At 71.1% G+C, this 18020-nt stretch carries 11 protein-coding genes, 1 pseudogene and 1 riboswitch; of the genes and pseudogenes, 6 read left to right on the top strand and 6 right to left on the bottom strand.

All coding sequences use genetic code 11. From position 1 onward, the window contains the following. From QM682_RS09970 to QM682_RS09960, 3 genes are read left to right on the top strand one after another with little or no spacing between them, the layout of a single operon-like run. A complete protein-coding gene (locus QM682_RS09970) occupies nucleotides 1-3453 on the top strand; it encodes a hypothetical protein (protein WP_415129264.1) in 3453 nt (1150 codons plus the stop codon). A gap of 5 nt (nucleotides 3454-3458) precedes the next feature. Next, nucleotides 3459-8039 carry a hypothetical protein gene (locus QM682_RS09965; RefSeq protein ID WP_415129262.1) on the top strand — a complete coding sequence of 1527 codons (4581 nt, stop codon included), beginning with the start codon at nucleotides 3459-3461 and terminating at the stop codon, nucleotides 8037-8039. Continuing rightward, the gene (locus tag QM682_RS09960) at nucleotides 8039-9742 is read left to right on the top strand and encodes a hypothetical protein (protein WP_415129260.1); all 1704 of its coding nucleotides are present in this window, start codon (nucleotides 8039-8041) and stop codon (nucleotides 9740-9742) included. The genes QM682_RS09965 and QM682_RS09960 overlap by 1 nt, the downstream gene beginning before the upstream one ends. Before the next feature lie 100 nt (nucleotides 9743-9842). Here the strand turns inward: QM682_RS09960 and QM682_RS09955 are convergent, their stop codons facing one another. Next, nucleotides 9843-10625: a pyrroline-5-carboxylate reductase family protein gene (locus QM682_RS09955; RefSeq protein ID WP_415129258.1), complete on the bottom strand. Its 783-nt coding sequence runs from the start codon at nucleotides 10623-10625 to the stop codon at nucleotides 9843-9845. 9 nt (nucleotides 10626-10634) lie between these two features. After that, nucleotides 10635-11252: a TetR/AcrR family transcriptional regulator gene (locus QM682_RS09950; RefSeq protein ID WP_415129257.1), complete on the bottom strand. Its 618-nt coding sequence runs from the start codon at nucleotides 11250-11252 to the stop codon at nucleotides 10635-10637. A gap of 125 nt (nucleotides 11253-11377) precedes the next feature. Between QM682_RS09950 and hpbA the strand changes: the two genes are divergently transcribed. After that, nucleotides 11378-13414, top strand: a complete 2037-nt coding sequence (gene hpbA, locus QM682_RS09945) for an N-methyl-L-proline N-demethylase HpbA (RefSeq protein ID WP_415129255.1) — start codon at nucleotides 11378-11380, stop codon at nucleotides 13412-13414. A 39-nt stretch (nucleotides 13415-13453) separates the two neighbouring features. Here hpbA and QM682_RS09940 read toward each other — a convergent pair whose 3' ends face one another. Continuing rightward, complete coding sequence (locus QM682_RS09940; protein ID WP_415129253.1) at nucleotides 13454-14194, bottom strand: CbtA family protein; 741 nt, start codon at nucleotides 14192-14194, stop codon at nucleotides 13454-13456. Between the two features lie 10 nt (nucleotides 14195-14204). After that, on the bottom strand, nucleotides 14205-14423 hold the full coding sequence (locus tag QM682_RS09935) for a CbtB domain-containing protein (protein WP_415129252.1): 219 nt from the start codon (nucleotides 14421-14423) through the stop codon (nucleotides 14205-14207). A 54-nt stretch (nucleotides 14424-14477) separates the two neighbouring features. Continuing rightward, nucleotides 14478-14543: riboswitch (cobalamin riboswitch) on the bottom strand. A gap of 92 nt (nucleotides 14544-14635) precedes the next feature. On the opposite strand from QM682_RS09935, the gene QM682_RS09930 reads away from it, so the two are divergent. After that, on the top strand, nucleotides 14636-15175 hold the full coding sequence (locus QM682_RS09930; protein ID WP_415129250.1) for a histidine phosphatase family protein: 540 nt from the start codon (nucleotides 14636-14638) through the stop codon (nucleotides 15173-15175). A gap of 104 nt (nucleotides 15176-15279) precedes the next feature. Next, nucleotides 15280-15616: pseudogene (locus QM682_RS09925) on the top strand (ParA family protein); the annotation flags it as partial. Between the two features lie 151 nt (nucleotides 15617-15767). Here QM682_RS09925 and QM682_RS09920 read toward each other — a convergent pair. Together QM682_RS09920 and QM682_RS09915 are read right to left on the bottom strand one after the other, a co-directional pair. Next, nucleotides 15768-16760, bottom strand: coding sequence for a TAXI family TRAP transporter solute-binding subunit (locus tag QM682_RS09920; protein ID WP_415129248.1), 993 nt, complete (start codon nucleotides 16758-16760; stop codon nucleotides 15768-15770). Beyond that, entirely contained in the window at nucleotides 16747-17718 is a 972-nt protein-coding gene (locus QM682_RS09915) for a hypothetical protein (protein ID WP_415129246.1), read from the bottom strand. The genes QM682_RS09920 and QM682_RS09915 overlap by 14 nt, the downstream gene beginning before the upstream one ends. Nucleotides 17719-18020: the final 302 nt, after the last annotated feature.

Raw genomic sequence — 18020 nt, 5'->3', positions numbered from 1 at the left:
ATGGCGGAATTCGCGACGCTGAAGCAATCGGCCGGGCTAAGCTTTTTCGCCTCGGCCAGGGCGCTGGTCCCGGTGGCCTTCACGCCCGAGAACATCCATCTGGGCGACTATGCCTTCGTGCCTTTCGTGCGCACCGGCCTTGCCGCCGCGATCAAGGACCCGCCCCAGGGCAATCGCGCGGTGATCGAGGCGCGCGTCGAGGTGGCCGATTCCGCCAATCCCGCGACCAGCCAGGCGGTCAGCCGCACGCTGGCGCTTTACGGTCCCGGCGACGTGACCGGGATCGACCCGGCCCAGGTCATCCGCCGCGAGCCCGCCCCCGACAGCACCGATGCCGAACAGGGCTATATGGCGCATATCGAATTCGCGTTGCCGGATTTTCCCTGGATGTTCTCGCCCGAGCCGGTATCGGGCGACATCTGCAAGCCCTGGCTGGCGCTGGTCGTCTGCGAGGCGGCGCTGACCCATATCGAGCCGTCGCGGGCCGAGCTTCCGGCCCAGATCTGGACCAAAAAAGGCCAGTTGCAGCCCTTGCAGGAAAATCACCGCTTCTGTCACGCCCAGGTCGTCGGCGCGGCCATCGACCCCGCCGGCCCGCGTCTGCGCGGCGATGCCGCCGATACGGTCGAGACGCGGCTGTCGCCCGAGCATGGGCCGGCGAACCTGGCGCGCATCCTGTGCCCGCGCCGGCTGGACGATGGCGTGACCTATGTGGCCGCGCTGGTCCCGGCCTATGATTGCGGCGTCCGCGCCGGCCTGGGGACCGGCGGCGGCACGCTGGCGCCGGCCTGGACGCGCGCGCCCGGCGACGATCAGGACGATGTGGTCCTTCCGGTCTATGATTTCTGGACCTTCCGCACCGCGCCAGGCGGCACCTTCCGCCAACTGGCCGAGCGGATCGAGGGGCTGGCCGCGCCCTGGGCCATCGGCCGGCGGCTGATCGACCTGTCGCGCCCCGGCGGCGCGATCCCGGAATTGCCCGAGGGCGACAGCGGCGCCATCCAGATCCTGAAATGCGCGCTTTACTCGCCCGCGAACCAGCCGCCCGGCCAGGCGGTGCCGACCGAATGGCCCGTCGCGCATCGCGATGCGGTGCGGCTGCGCGTCGATCAGGCCAATGACATCGCCGATCCTGACCTGCCCCGCGTGGGGGCGCGGCTTTACGCCCGGTTCCAGCGCGCCGCCAGCCGCCTTGGCCCGGTCTTCGGCACGCCCGCCGCCAGCGCGGACGCGGCCGATGCGGATTGGTTTGCGCAGCTCAATACCGATCCGATGCTGCGCATCGTCGCCTCGCTTGGCGCCAAGGTCGTGCGCCGCGACCAGGAGGCGCTGATGCAGGCCGCCTGGGCGCAGGTCGAGGGCATCCGCCGCGCCAATCAGGCGCTGGTCTGGGCCGGCATGGCCGAGGTGGTGAACATCTCGATCCGCGACCGCCATATCGCGGTGCTGGAACCGGGCGCGCTGATGCAGGTGACGCGCAACCTTCATGCGAAGCTGCGCGACAGCGGCCATGACCGCACGGTCTGGGCGGCGGTCACGAACAGCCGCACCGCCGCGACCACGATGAGCGGCGCCTTTCGCCGGGCGTTGCGCCAGGGCGGCGGCATTGCGCGCAAGATGGCAGGTGCCGTCGAGGGCGCGATGGTCGCGGGTCCGGGCGGCTTCGCCGATCACCGCCGCGCCTACCGGACACCCGATGGGATCCGCGGCATTTCCAAGGCCGGGCTTGCCTTTTTCGCGCCCGATCTGGTGGCGCGCAGGCTGGGCGTCGCGCCCGATGCGGCGCTGGCGCAGCTGGACCGGCGGATGGGGGTGCTGGCCAAGGGCAATGCGCTGGCCCAGCTTTCGGCCGGCGAATGGCGTGGCCCCGACGGCATGGCGGGCAATGCGATGGCCGGCGCGCTTCTGGACCGGCTGGGGGCGCAGGTCGGGCGGGTCCAGGCCGGCGATCCCGAGGCCGCCCAGGGTCTGGCCGAGAGCTTGGCCGAAATCCTGGTCGGCATCGGCAATTCCGGCCTGGCGACCGCCGACCGCGCCAAGACGGCGCTGGGGGGCGTGGCCCAGGTCGTGCCGCGCGTCGATCTGCCGGGCCGCGTCGTCGCCCGGCCCCAGGTCGCGACCCAGCCGCAGGCGACCCTGCCGGGCGCGACCTTGCCGGGGGTGGCGGGGCGGATCACCCGGCCCGGCACCACGACTGGTCCCCTGACTGGCACGCGTCCCGGCCTTGGTTCTGGCCTTGGCACGGGCCTTGGTTCTGGCCCGGTCCTGACCGACCGGCCGCAGGACATCCCCGTCCTTATCCCGACGGAACCGGCCGCGCGGTTCGAGACGGACATCTCGCGCTGGGTCTCGGGGCAATTGGCCGACCTTGGCCGCACGCCGCTGAAGACCCTGCGCGACCGGCTTGCCACGATGGTGCGCGACCAGGCCGCGCCGCCCATGATGCAGATGGATCTGGGCGCGCTTACGGTCTCGAAACCCGCCGTGCTGGCGCAGATCGACCCGCGCGCGACCGCCCGCGCCGCCTTCAAGGGCCGCCTGACGCTTGCCGGCGCGGCGATCCCGGCGGACTGGATCGACATCCAGGGCCTGCGCCCGATCATGGCCGCGCCCGAGTTCCGCCGCCCCATGTCCCGCGCGCTTGAGGACATGGACCGCGACTGGCTGGTGCCCGGCCTGGGCACCATCGCCGAACGCGATTTCGTCACGCTGCTTTCGATCAATCCGGGCTTCGCCGAAGCCTTCCTGATCGGCGCCTCGGACGAGATGGGGCGCGAACTGCTGTGGCGCGACTATCCGACCGACCAGCGCGGCACCTATTTCAAACGCTTCTGGGACGCCGAGGAAGACGAGCTGACCGGCCCGATCCACCGCTTCAGCCGCCGCCCCATCGGCAGCCATTTCATCATCGGCGGCGACAAGCCGGGGGCGACGACGGGGGCGGGGGCGCTGGCGCTGGTCGTGCGGGGCGAGCTTCTGCGCCGCTTTCCCGACACTTTCATCATGGCGATCCGCGCCGTCTCGGACGCGGTGCCGCCCACCTTCGCCGCCGGGACCGAGGCGCGGGTGCTGTTTCACTCCTACATGAAGCCCGACTACACCATCGTCGGCTTCGACCTGACGCCCGAGCAGCTTGGCCCGCAGAACTGGTGGATCGTGCTGGCCCAGAACCCCACGGCGCCGCGCTTCGGGCTGGACCTGAACCCCAGCGCCTCGACCGCGCATGACAGCCTGGACTGGGCCGATTTCGGCACCATCCCGCCCGGCGGCTTCCTGGGCGCCGGGCGCAGCTTCGATGTCAAGGACCCCAACGGCAAGCCCGACACGGTGCGCTGGCCCGGCCATGCGGGCGTGGTGGCCCGCATCCTGCTGACCAACCCGATCCGCGCCGCCTGGCGGGCGGATACGCTGATCGACACCAGCGGGGCGACCCGCCGCGACGTGCAGAGGTAACAGCCATGCCCCCCGTGGATCTTCGCGAACTGAAATCCGCCCAGACCCAGGCCGCGCGCTCGCGGCTGGCGCTGGAAAACGCCGTCCGCGCCGAGGCGCAGGCCCGCGCCGATCTGAAGGCCCGGCAGGCGGCGCTTGAGGCCGCGCAGCGGGCCGGCGACCAGCGCGGCGTCCAGCGGCTGGGCGTCGCCATCGACAAGGCCAATGCGCAGCTTCAGGACCGGCTGGGCGCGCGCAAGGATCTTCAGGACCGGCTGCGCGACCGGCTGGGCGACCTGCTGCGCTTTGGCCTGGACGCGCCGGCCGAGGTGCCGCTGCTGCTGTTGCCGCTGCGCCTTGAGACCCGCTTCGGCCAGGACGCGGGCGGCAAGCCGCTGCTGAAGGTGCGGATCTATCCCGACGAGATCCATGTGGACCGCCTGCGCCCCGGTCTGACCGATCCCGAGGCCGAAGCCGGGCGCGCCTATTGGAGCGCGCTTTTCCAGGCCCCCGACGACAGCGCCATCGAGGCACCCTGGGCGGCGCTGCGCCAGGTCACCGGCCCCGACCGGGCGCGGCATGTGGCCTTCGCCACCCGCCCGACCAATCCCCAGGCGCGCGGCGGCACCCCCGCCTTTCCCGAGGTGCCGGCCCTGGACCCCGGCGCCGCCCGGCCCCGCCTGCTGCCCGAGCGGTTCCGCATCTCGGCCTGGCAGGGCGGCCAGCTTCTGCGCGCCGAGGGGGCGCTGGTGGATCGCGGGCTGCGCATCGGGCTGCTTTCGGGCGATGGCGCGGCGCTTAAGGACAATGACGGGCTGAAGGTGCTGGAAGGCACCGAATGGCTTTCGGATTACGATCTGGCGCTGAAACTGGGCATGGCGATCGAACTGCCGCTGCCCTCGAACGCGCCGATCGAGCGGCTTTTCGTCTATGGCGTCACGCAAAGCCGTCAGCCGGCCGAGGGCGCGGCGGCGCTGGACGAACTGCTGGGCGCGCATGACGGTGCCGCGCGGCTGGCCTTCGTGGCGCCGGGCACGCCCACCAACAATACCGAGGCCGACGCGGCGGGCTGGATGCGCTGGTCCGATCCCGCCCCCGTGCCGCTGGCCGCGCCCGCTTTGCCCCAGGACAGCGCCGCCGCCATCGCCGCCCGCGCGCTTGGCGCGGACCCGGCGCGGCTTTCGGGCCTGGCTGGCGCCGAGGCGGGCGACGAAACCCTGGCGCGCGCCGTCAATACCGCGCTTTGGCCCGCGACCTGGGGCTATTTCCTGGAAACGCTGGATGACGGGCAAGAGGCGCTTTCGCCGCGCGTCATCGAGGATCTGCGCATCTTCCACCGCGATTTCCTGCGCGGCGGCGGCAGCCTGCCCAGCCTGCGCGTGGGCCAGCAGCCCTATGGCATCCTGCCCTTCGCGGGCTTTTCGCATCGCTTCTCGGCCCAGGACGCGGGCCGGACCGAGGCGGGGGTCGAAAGCCTGACCCGCAAGATGCTGCCCAACTGGCTGGCCGGCTTGCCCGATGTGCCCGTGCTGGATCAGGGCGCGGACGCGCAGCGGGTGCTGGCGATCTTTGGCCAGGCACCGCAAAGCTGGGGGGTCAGGGCGCGCAGGTGCATGTCCTCGGATTTCCTGAGCAGGATCCAGGCCACCACCGACCAGGCCCGCCCCGCCGCCGAGATCGAGGGCCTGCTGAACCAGCTTCTGGCGGAATCGCTGGGCGGGCTCTCCTATGTCTACGGCGCGGGGTCGCTGGACGATGAATCGCGGCCCGTGGCGCTGCCCTATGCCGATCCGGCGCGCGATGCCGACTATCTTCAGGCGCTGCTGGACGGGCGCGGCCCCGGCGCGATTTCCAGCGTGTTCCAGGCGCTGGTCGGGCTGGGCTGGACCCAGGTCAAGGCGGCGGCGACGCCCACGCGCGCGCTGCCCGACGCGGTGCGCGCGGTCTCGACGCTGGATGCCGCGCTTGGCCAGCAGGTGATCGCGCTTTCGACCGCGGACGAGACCCGTGACAGCCGCGCCTATGCCCAGGTGCTGGCCCGGATCGACGCCGGCCCGGCCAGCCGCCCGGCCAGTCCGCGCCCGGTGACGATGCAGGCGGATGCCGCGCAGCGCGTGCTGGACGCCACCTCGGCGGTTGAGCGCGACCGCCTTGGCCTGGCGCTGGTCGAAAGCATCCTGATCGCCCGCGCCCGTTACGCCGATCTGCGCGGCGCGCTGGCGGCGCTGGTGGAGCTGGGCCGCGCGGGCGCCGATTTCACCCGCGCCGTGGCCCAGACGCTGGACAGCGCCAGCCACCGGCTGGACGCCTGGATCCTGGCGCTGTCCTGGGCGCGCTTCACGCGGGTCCGGGCGGGGACGCCCCAGGGCCTGACGGTCGGGGCCTATGGCTGGCTCTTTGATCTGCGCCCGCAGGACCGCGCCGCGCGCGAGGGCGGCTATATCGCCGCGCCGACGCTGGAACAGGCCACCACGGCGGGGCTTCTGCGCAGCGCCTATCTGGCGCATAACCCCGCCGACGGCACCGGCGGCGCCTTCGCCATCGACCTGTCCAGCGCCCGCGTGCGCCGGGCGCAGCTTTTGCTGCAAGGCGTGGCGAATGGCCAAAGCATCGGCGCCCTGCTGGGCTATCAGTTCGAGCGCCGCCTGCGCGAGGCCGATTGCGACCGCTTCATCCTCAGCTTTCGGGGTCTCGCGCCGCTGGCGGCGGGCAAGCCCGATCCGCAGAACCCCGCCAGCGACCCCGAGGCGCAGGCTTTGGCCCTGGTCAACGTCACCGACATGCTGCGCCTGCTGGAACGCTGGAACGCCGAGGGTGCGTCGGCGATCCATGCCAGGCTGGCCCAGCCGCCCATTGGCAACCCCTATCTGGACGACCCCTCGGCCTGGACCGGCCCCGATACGGACGAACGCAAGGCCATCGAGACCGCCATCGACGAGGGCGCGGCCGATGCCGATGCGCTGGCCGATCTGATGCTGGCGGAATCGGTGCATCAACTGGGACAGGGCAACATGGCGCGCGCCTCGGCGGCGCTGGACGCCTCGGGGCGGGGCCAGGCGCCGCCGCCCGAACTGCCCGATGTCGTGGTCTCGCATGGGCCGGGGGTGATCGTCAGCCACCGCCTGATCGCGGTGCCGGACCCGGCGCGGGGCTGGTCGAGGGCGGCCCCCCGTGCCGCCGTCAGCCCCCTGGCCGAGGCTTGGGCGGCGGGCCTTCTGCCCGACCCGGCCCGCGTGGTGATCGGCGCGAAGGCGGGGGGCGGGCGCGCCACCCTGGCCGATACGGGCCTGGCCGCGCTGGATTTCGCCGCCGCTTGCCGCCATCCCCAGATGCTGGCCCGGCTGGTGCGCGCGCGCGGTCCCCTGGCCAACCCGGACGCCGCCTTCCCCGAGACCGATCTGGGACCGCAGGGCATCCCGCTTGAGGAAGCGCGGCTGACGGGCCTGGCCCTGCAAGACGTGCTGGACCGCGCCACCGCGCTTGACGGCACCGGGATCGGCCTGCCCGGCAATGCCGGCTGGCAGCCCAGGGCCGGCGCGCTGACCGATGCCTTCGGCCGGATCTCGGACGCGGCGGCGGCGCTTTCCATGCGGCTTGGCGCGCTGCGCGACCTGCTGGCGCTGGCCAGCGTGCCGCGCGACCGGATGGCGGGCGCGCTGCTGGCTCTGACGGATTTCGGCATCGCCCTGCCGGATCTGTCGGACAGGCACAGCGCCGATATCGCGGTCCTGGCCCTGCGCGAGGGCGAGAACCGGCTGGCCCGGCTGGGCACCGTGCTGGCCCTTCCCGCCACCGCCGAAAGCCTGGCCCAGGCGGCCGAGGCGCTGTTCGGCGCGGCCCTTCCGGTGCCGCTGCCGCATGTCTTCGCCCCCGCTGCCCCCGTCGATCCCGCCGATCCTGGCGAGCCGCTGGGCGAGCACGCCTTTGCCCCGCCCCCGCCCGGCGCGATGCGGCGCTATCTGGCCGATATGGGCGCCGTGCGCGCCCCGGTCGGGCGCTTCAACCGGCTGGCGCTGATGTCGGGGATCCATGGGCGCGGCCCGGCGCTGGTGCTGCGCCAGCTTTGCGGCTTTGGCGAAAATCCCCCTGATCGCTGGATCGGCGCGGGCCTGCCGGCGGATGCGGTCTCGCCCACCTGCCCGGTGGTTTCGCTGCTGGCCGATGCGCCGGCAGGGCTGGATCTGGCGCAGGGTGTGGCGGGCCTGCTGCTGGATAACTGGTCCGAGACCCTGCCCCTGCGCGAGGCGGGCGGGGCGGGGGCGAGTGTGGCCGCCGTCAGTCGCAGCACCGCCGGGGTGGCGCTGCATGCCGACGCGCCGGCGGCCGAACCGCCGCAGGTGCTGCTGCTGGGGCTTTCCCCCGACCGCGCGCGCTGGACCGAGGACAGCCTTTGCGACTTTCTGGCCGACACGCTGGAACTGGCCAAGGCCCGGCTGATCACGCTGGAGACCTTGCCTCTGGCCGGCCGCGTCCTGCCCGCGATCTATACCCAAAGCTGGTCCCTGCAAGGCGAGCAGGTGATCGACTGGACCCGCATCACCCTTGAGGCGCGGCAACTGGCCCGCCTTTCGGGGCTGAAGAACTTCACCATGACCAAGGAGGGCTGATGATGATTCAGGACAAGTTCGCCGTCCATGACGCCATGATCGCCAAGACCTTCGACGCGAAGGCCATCGGCGCGGTCCTGCTTAAACCCCCCGCCTGGACCCGGTTGGAGCCGCAAAGCCTGTCGGGCGAACCCGCCCCCGGCGTCGAGATGCGGCTGGCCGACGCGCTTTGGATGTTGGCGCGGCAATGGCAGCTGGGCGAGTTCCGGGGCGAGGATTGCGGCACCCCCGTCTCGGTCCGCGTCACCGCGCAAAGCCAGGCGCTGGCGGGCTTGCGGGCCGGCGATGCCGCGCGCCGGGCGGCCCCCGCGCCGCTGCCCCATGGCTGCGCCATCGAACCCCAGATCGAGGCCGAGCCATGGGCTCCGCCCTCGCTGCGCGACCGCGCCGAGGCGGGGCAGGTCCTGGTCGAAAGCCTGTCCCCGCTGGGCTGGGCGGGCGAGGCGCGGCTTCTGGCCGATTGTCCCTTCGATCTGGCGGCGCCCGATCTTGCCGCCTCCGAACCGGATGCGGGCTGGCAGTTGATCGCGCGCCGCCTGCCCGATGCCGAGGCCGCCGCCCTGGCGCTTGAGGCGGGCACGCCCGGTTGGATGCAGGGCGAACCGCCCGAGGTGGCCGCCGCCGCCCAGGACTGGCTTTCCTGGTATCGGGGCAATGTCTCGCTTCGGGGCGAGGCCGACAGTTGGCATTCGGACCGGCTGGAATACCGCTTCGGCCTGCAAGCGGGTTCCGGGCGGCAGGCGCGCCTGCTTGAGGCGCCCTGCCATCTGGGCGGCCCCATCGACTGGTTCAGCGTCGACCTGGCCGAGGGCGCGGGCCTTGGCCTGGATGCCCAGGCCCCGGTCCAGACCCATCAGGCCCATGTCCATGCCAGCCCGCTGCGCTATCCCGGCATGCCCGCGCCCCGGCTGTGGCAGTTCGAGGACGGGCTGGTCAATTTCGGCCTGGCCGAGGTGCAGCCCAACGACCTCGCGCGGCTGGCCTTCCTGGAATATGCCACGATCTATGGCACGGATTGGCTGATCGCCCCCATCGACCTGCCGCGCGCCACGCTGGCGGGCGTCACCGCCGTCAGCTATCGCACCACCTTCAACGAAGAGATCGCCGTCCCCGCCGCCGCCGACAAGCCGCGCAAGGGTCGCTTCCTGCTTTACCGCACCGATGGGCCGAAAGGGGCCGAGCCGCTGTTCCTGATCCCGCCCAATGCCCGGCCCGCGATCGAGGGCGAGGCCCGCGAAGAGGTGATCTTTGCCCGCGACGAGACCGCCAACGTGGTCTGGGCCATCGAGCGCAGCCATGAGGGCGCGGACGGCCTGGCCCGCGACCGCAGCGCCGAGCAGGCGCCCGGTCCCCTGCCGGCCCGGCCCCGCGCGGGTGCCCAGGACGCCTGGACGCTGGAAATCCTGCCGCCCGCCCATTGGGTGCCGATGGTGCCGGTCCCGACCAGCCGCTTCGGCGGGTTCGTGCTGCGCAAGGGCTCGTTCGACGGCGGCGACGCCTCGCGCGGGCGCGTCCTTGCGCCCCGTCCCTTCGATTTGCAGGATGAGGAAGTCCCGCGCGAAGGCGTCCGGCTGCGCCGCGTCCCCTCGGTCCTGCGCGACGAGGAAGGGGCGCTGCACCGCTGGGTCGCGCGCCGCGTCGGCACCGCCTGGGGCGAGGCCAGCTCACGACTGGAATACGACGCCACCCGAGGGGCCGAGTGACGGCCCCGCGCCAGCCTGTCTCGCGAATCCCGTCGCGCGCTGACTACACCGGCGCGATGGCCCCTTGACGGGGATGGCGCGGATGAAACCGCGGCCCGGTTCACCCGATCCCCTGCGGCCCGCCGATGTCGCGCGCCTTGCGCGCCGCCGCCTCCAGCGCCCGGCCGATGGCCTGGGCAAAGCCCGCCGCCTCGGCCGCGGCGATCCCGGCGGCGGTGGTGCCGGCATAGTCGCGATACGCGGCCAGCAGTTCCTCCGCCCGCTGGGGCGCGCCCGCCAGCATGGCCGCGCCGCCGCAGACCGCCGCTTCGGTGGCGCGCCAGGCCACCGCCTCGGGCACGCCGCGATCCGTCATGAACCGCACCATCGCCATGGCCATCAGCGCCGGATAGGCAGCACCCGAGCCGGGCAGCGCCGTCATCAGGTCGATCTGCGCCTCGTCCGGCAATTCGTCGCTGGTGCCGATCGCGCCCAGGATGCGGCGCACCGCCGCGCGATCCGCCGCGTCCACCCCCGGTCCGGCCCAGAAGGGCGAATAGGATCCCGCGCTTTCGGCGGCGGCATTGGGCATCGCGCGTACCACCCGCCCGCCCGCCCGCGCCAGCGCCGCGTGCCCTATCCCGGCCATGAAGGAAATCACCAGCCTGCCCGGCGCGCGCAGGTCCAGGCCCGCCCAATCCTGGGGCCGGACCGAGACCACGATCACATCCGCCCGCGCCGCCAGATCCGCGACATCCGCCGCCCAGACCGACCCTTCATAGCCGCGCCGACCCGAGCGGTTCAGGACCACCAGATCCCCCGGCGCGACCACGCCTTGCGCCAGCAGATGCCGGCCCAGGGCGCCGCCCAGCCATCCCGTCGCGCCGATCAGTCCCAGTCGCATCATTGCTTCCTATCCTCGCAGCCGGGCGTTGAAGCGCGCGATCTCGCGCGGTTCGGGCGCCGTTCCGGCATAGATCCTGACATAGATCGGAATACGCGCCAGCCGCTCTTCCAGATCCTCGCGCGCCTGCATCGAGATATAGCCGATCTGCGCCAGATAGATGATGCGGGCGCGGATGTCGGCCTCGGCGGCGTCGATGCCCCAGCGGATCAGCATGGCGCCAAGCGCCGCCAGCCGCGCCTCGTCGGCGGCGCGGATGCGCGCGCCCACGGTGTCGTCGCGCAAGGCCCAGCTTCGCACCGCGAATTCCAGCCGCGCGTCGAACTGGTCCGGTGCCAGGAAGGCGGCCAGAAGGTTCAGCATCGCCTCGGCCCTGGTTTCGGCATAGGCCTGGGCCGCGGCGATCAGGGGCCGGGTGGTGCGGTCCTCCCACCCCTCAAGCAGGGCGGACAAAAGCGCGTCGCGATCCTGGAAGAACCAATAGAAGCTTGTCCGCGACAGGCCCAGGCGTTTCGCCAAGGGCAGGATCTTGACCGAATCGATGCCGCTTTCGATCAGCGCCTGATAGCCGGCCTCAAGCCAGCCCTCGCGCGATCCGCGCCATCCGGTTTCCGATGCCTGCTCCATGCGGCCGATGCTAAGGCATTGCCTTTGGCGCGGGCAAGCGGAATGTGCAGAGATGAATTTTGACTTGACACAGGTGAACATTCCGCGCTGCCCTGCCTTACAGCATCCACCCCATAGGCAGAGCCATGTCCAACGATCCGCTGTTGCAGCCCTATCGACTTAAACATCTGACGCTGCGCAACCGCATCCTGATCACCAGCCACGAACCCGCCTATCCCGAGGACGGGATGCCCAAGGACCGCTACCGCGCCTATCACGTCGAGCGTGCCAAGGCGGGCGTGGCGCTGACCATGACGGCGGGCTCGGCCGCCGTCTCAAGGGACAGCCCGCCGGTCTTCAACAATATCCTGGCCTATAAGGACGAGGTCGTGGGCTGGATGAAAAAGCTTGCCGACGAATGCCACGACCATGGCGCGGCGGTGATGATCCAGTTGACGCATCTGGGCCGGCGCACCCGCTGGGACAAGGCCGACTGGCTGCCGGTCCTGGCCCCCAGCCATGAACGCGAGGCCGCGCACCGCGCCTTTCCCAAGCGCATCGAGGATTGGGACATCGCCCGCGTCATCCGCGACTTTGCCGACGCGGCCGAGCGGATGAAGGCCGCCGGCGTGGACGGCATCGAGCTTGAGGCTTACGGCCACCTGCTGGAACAGTTCTGGTCGCCCCTGACCAACGACCTGGACCCGCCCTATGGCGGCAGCCTTGAAAACCGCCTGCGCTTCACCATGGAGGTGCTGGGCGCGATCCGCGAGCGCTGCGGCCCGGATTTCATCGTCGGCCTGCGCTATACCGGCGACCAGATGCAGCCCGGCGGCATGACGGCGGATGAGGGGATGGCGGTCTCGCACCTGCTGAAAGCCAGCGGGCTGGTGGATTTCCTGAACGTGGTGCGCGGCCATATCGACACCGATCCCGGCCTGACCGACGTGATCCCGGTGCAGGGGATGGCGAACGCGCCGCATCTGGAATTCGCCGGTGCGATCCGCAAGGCGACCGATTTCCCGACCTTTCACGCGGCCAAGATCCCCGATCTGGCGACCGCGCGCCATGCCATCGCCTCGGGGTTGCTGGACATGGTGGGCATGACCCGCGCGCATATGGCCGACCCGCATCTGGTCCGCAAGCTGATCCAGGGCCGCGAGGACGAGATCCGCCCCTGCGTCGGCGCGAATTACTGCCTGGACCGGATCTATCAGGGCGGCATGGCCTTTTGTCTGCACAACCCCGCGACCGGGCGCGAAGAGACGATGCCCCAGACCATCCCGGCCGCCGTCGCGAAAAAGCGCGTCACCATCGTCGGCGCGGGACCGGCGGGGATGGAGGCCGCCCGCGTCGCCGCCGAGCGCGGCCATGCCGTGACGGTCTTCGAGGCCGCCGACCAGCCCGGCGGCCAGATCCGCCTGACCGCGCGGGACGAGCGCCGGCGCGAGATGATCTCGATCATCGCCTGGCGCGCGGCCATGTGCGAAAAGCGCGGCGTCTCGTTCCGGTTCAACAGCCTGGCCGATGTGGACGACGTGCTGGCGACCGATCCCGACGAGGTGATCGTCGCGACCGGCGGCCTGCCCCATGTCGAGGTGCTGGACAGCGGCAACGATCTTGTCTGCTCGGCCTGGGACATCCTTTCGGGCGACGTGAAGCCGGGGCGCGAGGTGCTGATCTTTGACGACGCGGGCGATCACCCGGCGCTTCAGGCCGCCGACCTTGTTTCGGCCACCGGCGCCAGGGTCGAGATCGTGACCCCCGACCGCGCCTTCTCGCCCGAGGTGATGGCGATGAACCTGGTCCCCTATATGCGCAACCTGCAAACCCGCGACACCACCTTCACCGTGACCTGGCGGCTGAAATCCGTCGCCCGCCACGGCAACCGCCTGCGCGCCACGCTGGGCAGCGATTACGGCGGCGCCACGCGCGAACGCATTGTCGATCAGGTCGTGGTGAACCAAGGGACCAGGCCCCTGGACGAACTTTATTTCGCGCTGAAGCCCATGTCCTCGAACCTGGGCGAGGTCGATCACGCCGCCCTGATCGCGGGCGAGCCGCAGGCGGTGGCGAAAAATCCGGCGGGCCGCTTTCGCCTTTTCCGCATCGGCGATGCGGTCGCCGCCCGCAATACCCATGCCGCGATCTATGACGCGTTGCGGCTGGTCAAGGATCTGTAAGGGGCGCGCGGGAAGGGGGCGCGCGGGCGCCCCCTTTTTTCAAGCGGGGCGCCGCTCGGCCAGCAGGCCGAAAAGCAGCCCGATCCCCGCCCAGAGCACCGCCGAGACGATCAGCGAGACGCTGCGGAACTGCCACAGCAGATCCCCCGGAAAATCCGCCGGCACCTCGTTGATCGCGGGCAGCGCCATCGCGGCGGCCAGGACCAGGACCAGATAGGCCAGCCCTCCGGTCACCGCGCCCCGCCAGCGGTCGCGCGCGCGGCCCCCGATCAGCGCGGCGATCGCCATGGCGGCCAGCGACAGCGCCATCATGGCGAAGAACATCTGCGTGCGCAGCCCGATCGTCTCGCCATGGCCCACGGCGGGCGGGTTCGCGGGATATTTCAGGAAGGGCACCAGCACCAGGGCGACATAGCCGCAGCCGGCCAGAGCCGCCGCCGTGCCCCGCGCCGTCAGATGCGACAGCCGGTCCTGGACCAGCGCGAAGGCCAGCGCGAAAAGCCCGCCCAGACCCGCGCCAAAGACCGCCATGCCGGTGAAAAGCCCGATCCCGGCCTGGGTCTGGCGGCTGATGCCCCCCTCTTCGTCCTCGCCGTGGCTATGGGTGGGGGTCGCGGGGTCATGGCCATGCGACCCCGTTTCGGCCCCCGTTTCGGTCGCCGCCTCTTCCAGCGCGATGGCGGCGGCGACGGGGGGTTCGCCCCAGACGCGCGCCACGCCGAAGGCCAGGACGGCCGCGAGCAGCCCGGCGATCATGCCAAGCAACAGATAACGTGCCATCGTCGCCCCCTCAGTGGCAGGGAAAGCCAAGCAGGTGGCGGGCGTCATGCACGAATTCATGCAGGTTGCTGCCGTCGAACAGCGCCGTCGCGCCCTGCTCGGTGCTGACGAAATACAGCGCCAGCAGCAGGACCAGCCCGGCGAACAGCGCCCAGGGCGCCCATTGCGACAGGGGAACGGGGGCGGGCCGGTCAAGGCCCGGTGGGAATGCGGTGTGGCTATGCGCCATGGCTCAACTCCTTCGGATACGCGTCCGTGAATCGGTTTCGATGCCTCGATCCGGGTCTGACTTCCTGGGCCTGGGCCCAGGTTACAGTGGCGCGACCGCGCCGGGTTTGCACCGGCTTCCGTGATCGGGACAATGCGGCGACGCTGCGCCGCCGCGGGCGAAAAGTCAAAGCAAACTTGCGCCCGGCCGGGCGTGTCGCCCATGCTGGTCCCATGACCAGCCGCATCACCCTGATCTGCGCCGCCGCCCCGCCGCCGGGGGTCTTTCCCGATGACCAGCCCGCTTGCGCGCGCGCCCTGGCCGCGCTTGCGCCGCTGCGCACGGCGCGCGATTGCGTCAGCGCGCCCGCGCTGCGGGCGATGCAGACCGCCCGCGCCCTGGGCCTGGACCCCAGGCCCGAGCCCGCGCTGCGCGAGGCCGATTTCGGCGCCTGGGCGGGCCTTTCCATGGATCGGATCCTGGCCGTGGACGCGGCGGGCCTTGCCGCCTGGACCAGCGATCCCAAGGCCGCGCCGCATGGCGGCGAAAGTTTCGCGCAGATGCGGCGCAGGGTCGCGGCCTGGCTTGACGCGCGGGCGGGCGCGGGCCAAAGCCTGATCGCCCTGACCCATCCCGGCCCGATCCAGGCGGCGCTGCTGCATGTGCTGGACGCGCCCTCGACCTCGGCCCGGCGGGTGGGGGTGCGCCCGTTTTCGCGCCTGCATCTTAGCCATGACGGCGGATCATGGACGGCGCGGCTGGGCCGGGACTGAGGGACCGCCCCAAGGCTGGGGGCCTGCCGGAGCGCCTTTCGCGTCCCATGCGCCTGTCGAAGGGTTCGCATGAACGCCCGGAACCCGGCTCGATTGGCGGATGCGGGCTGTTCACGCCCCGGCGCAAGCTGCCGGCCCTGATCCGCGACATGGGCCTTGGCGCGTTGCGGCCCGGCGATTTCGTCAAGCCGACCGCCTGGCCCAGCATCGACATCGTGCCAAGCCGCGCCAACGCCGCCTTCGTCGAATTCGCCAGCGGCCAGTATCGGCACCTGAACCCGGAATGGGCCTTCTTCGGCGCGGTGTCGCGGTTTCTGGACCGCCTGCCGGACATGCCTATGATCTGATCCTGTTCGACTGCCCGCCGGCCATCGGCTATCCGTCCATGAACGCGGTCTTTGCCGCCGACATGCTGTATACCCCCCTGGGCCGGACTATTGGCCGAGGCGTTTGAGGATCTGTCCCATGGTCTCGAAAGCTTCCCCACGGAAAAGGCCGGGGGCGTTCATCCCGCGTTAACGCCTCTGTGCCAGTCTGCCTGGGAAAGGAGGGCTTGCGCGATTCGGGGCGAAGCCTGGCCAGGCTTGGCCGGTCAGGGCAGGATACCGGCCTCGCGGTAGAAACGCTCGGCGCCGGGATGCAGCGGGATGCCGGCGCCCTGGGTCGCGGTCCGAAGGGTGATCTGGCGCCCCTTGGCATGGCCGCCGGCGAAAAGACGGGTCGCGCGATCGGTGAAAAGCGCGGCGGTGATGTCGTGGATCAGCGGCTCGGGCTGGTCGGCGGATGTCACCAGTTGCGCGCCGACCGAAAGGGTGGGGATGGCCAGGTCCTGTCCCCTGTAGGTGCCGGCGGGCAGGCTGTCGGGGGCGAAAAAGGCATAGTCCCGGCGCAGCCCCTCGATCTGGGGGCCGGCGATGGGGATCAGGACGATCTGGGCCTGACTTGCCAGTTCGGCGATGGCCCCGGCGGGATAGCCGCCGACAAAGAAGAACGCGTCCAGCGTGCCTTCGCGCAGATGCCGGGCGGCCTGGTCGGGGCGCAGATCCGTGGTGATCAGGTCGCCATCGGACAGGTCGAAGGCGCCGAGGATGATCCGGGCGTCGACCTGGGTGCCCGAACCCGGCTCGTCCATCGAGACGCGCTTGCCGCGCAGATCGGCGACCGAGGCGATGCCGGCATCCTTGCGGGCGACCAGGTGGATGCTCTCGGGGTAGAGGTTGGCGATCAGGCGCAGCTTCTCGACCGGGGGGGTGCCGGTCCAAAGGCCGGTGCCGGTCTGCGCCCAATGGGCGATGTCGGACTGGCTGAACCCGGCCTCGATCCGGTGCTGGCCGATGTCGCGGACATTGCCGACCGATCCGGTCGAGGCCAGCGCCGAGGCGATCAGCCCCGGCACCCCGCAAGGCCCGCCCTGGTCGCAGGGCGGCGCGCCCGGCGGCTGCGAGATCGCCTCGGCGATCAGGCCGCCGATGGGGTAATAGGTGCCGGCGGTATTGCCGGTGCCGATGCGAAAGAAGGTCAGTTCCTGCGCCATGCCTGGGCTGGCGAGGGCAAGCGTCAGGGCCAGGGTTTTAAGGAAAGTCATGGGGTTCCTTGCATCGGTTCAGGTCCGGGGCCAGGTCCAGGGCAACAGACGGCGCGGCGACCAGCGCGCCGATGGCTTGGTGCCCGGTTGCGGCCTGGGCACCGGCTTGCCCGGCAGGGTCTTGCCGGGATGGCGGGTGACGCCCTTTGGGGTGAAGACATGGCGGGCGGGGGCGTATTGCCCCAGTCCCCAGTCCCCAGTCCCCAGTCCCCAGTCCCCCGGCTCTCGGTTCCGGGCGCGGTCCAGGTTCGCCAGGAAGCGGCGCGGATCCTCCAGTCCCAGGCGCAGCAGGGCCTGGGGCGGATAGTCCCACCATTCCGAGGCCAGTATCCCGGCCCGCAGGCCGGGGTCCTGGATACGGTGGCGGATATGGCGGGGGGTTGCCGCCGACGATGGAATAGGGCTCGACATCGCGGGTCACGACCGCGCCCGCGGCGATCACCGCGCCGGTGCCGATGGTGATGCCAAGCGCCAGGGTCACGTCGCGGCCGATCCAGACATCATGCGCGATCACCGGCCAGGGCTTGCCGTTGCGCACATCCCAGCCGATTTTCTCGCAGAGTTCCCTTGTGTCAAGGCCGTGAAACAGCGGGCTATGGGGGCGAAAGGTGATGGTGGAGCTGGTCACCGCATCCAGCGGATGGTGGCTGTCCAGCAGCACCAGTCCCGACGAGATCGAGCAGTAGCGCCCGACCGTCATCGGCTCGGGCAGGGCGGAATAGGAATAGGACATCATTCCGATCGAGCAAAGCCCGCCAAAGGGCTGGCCGCCGATCGAGGGGGCGTAGGGCAGGCGGTAAAGGGCCGAACGCTCTTCCATGGTGACGGTCCCGGCAAGGGGCAGTTCGCAATCGAGCTTGATCTTGCCGTAAAAGCCCTGGCCCGGTGCCTTGCGGACGGGACCAAGCAGCACGCGGTCCTGCCAGAGGGATTCGGCGATGTCGGCGGTCAAAAGCATGATCGGCGGTCCTGGTTGGCTTTTGCCGGTATGGCGCGGGGCGGGGAAGGGGGCAAGGCATTCGTCGCCCGCTTGATGTATCGCCAAAGGCGGGTGACGGGCGTGGGGCGCGTGAAAGCGACGGGTTTCGGCCCCGCCATTCCTTCGCCCGCCTATCCTTTTCGCTTGCCATCCCCTTCGCCCGCCGCCCGTGCTGCCGATGCGGCGGTGCCGCTTTGTGGTGACGCGCCGCCTTTCCCAGTGGCATCCCGCCGCCGGATGCAGGGCCATCGGCCTTTTCCCAACGTCCTTCCGGCCCGGCC

The organism is Paracoccus sp. (in: a-proteobacteria) (genome assembly GCF_047605025.1).
Lineage (GTDB): Bacteria > Pseudomonadota > Alphaproteobacteria > Rhodobacterales > Rhodobacteraceae > Paracoccus.
The sequence above is the reverse complement of the archived record's forward strand: the minus strand, read 5'-3'. Positions and strand labels throughout refer to the sequence as shown.

Coding starts and splice junctions, on each gene's coding strand:
- QM682_RS09970 (WP_415129264.1), top strand. CDS start 1: ATGGCGGAATTCGCGACGCTGAAGCAATCGGCCGGGCTAAGCTTTTTC.
- QM682_RS09965 (WP_415129262.1), top strand. CDS start 3,459: ATGCCCCCCGTGGATCTTCGCGAACTGAAATCCGCCCAGACCCAGGCC.
- QM682_RS09960 (WP_415129260.1), top strand. CDS start 8,039: ATGATGATTCAGGACAAGTTCGCCGTCCATGACGCCATGATCGCCAAG.
- QM682_RS09955 (WP_415129258.1), bottom strand. CDS start 10,625: ATGCGACTGGGACTGATCGGCGCGACGGGATGGCTGGGCGGCGCCCTG.
- QM682_RS09950 (WP_415129257.1), bottom strand. CDS start 11,252: ATGGAGCAGGCATCGGAAACCGGATGGCGCGGATCGCGCGAGGGCTGG.
- hpbA (WP_415129255.1), top strand. CDS start 11,378: ATGTCCAACGATCCGCTGTTGCAGCCCTATCGACTTAAACATCTGACG.
- QM682_RS09940 (WP_415129253.1), bottom strand. CDS start 14,194: ATGGCACGTTATCTGTTGCTTGGCATGATCGCCGGGCTGCTCGCGGCC.
- QM682_RS09935 (WP_415129252.1), bottom strand. CDS start 14,423: ATGGCGCATAGCCACACCGCATTCCCACCGGGCCTTGACCGGCCCGCC.
- QM682_RS09930 (WP_415129250.1), top strand. CDS start 14,636: ATGACCAGCCGCATCACCCTGATCTGCGCCGCCGCCCCGCCGCCGGGG.
- QM682_RS09920 (WP_415129248.1), bottom strand. CDS start 16,760: ATGACTTTCCTTAAAACCCTGGCCCTGACGCTTGCCCTCGCCAGCCCA.
- QM682_RS09915 (WP_415129246.1), bottom strand. CDS start 17,718: ATGCTTTTGACCGCCGACATCGCCGAATCCCTCTGGCAGGACCGCGTG.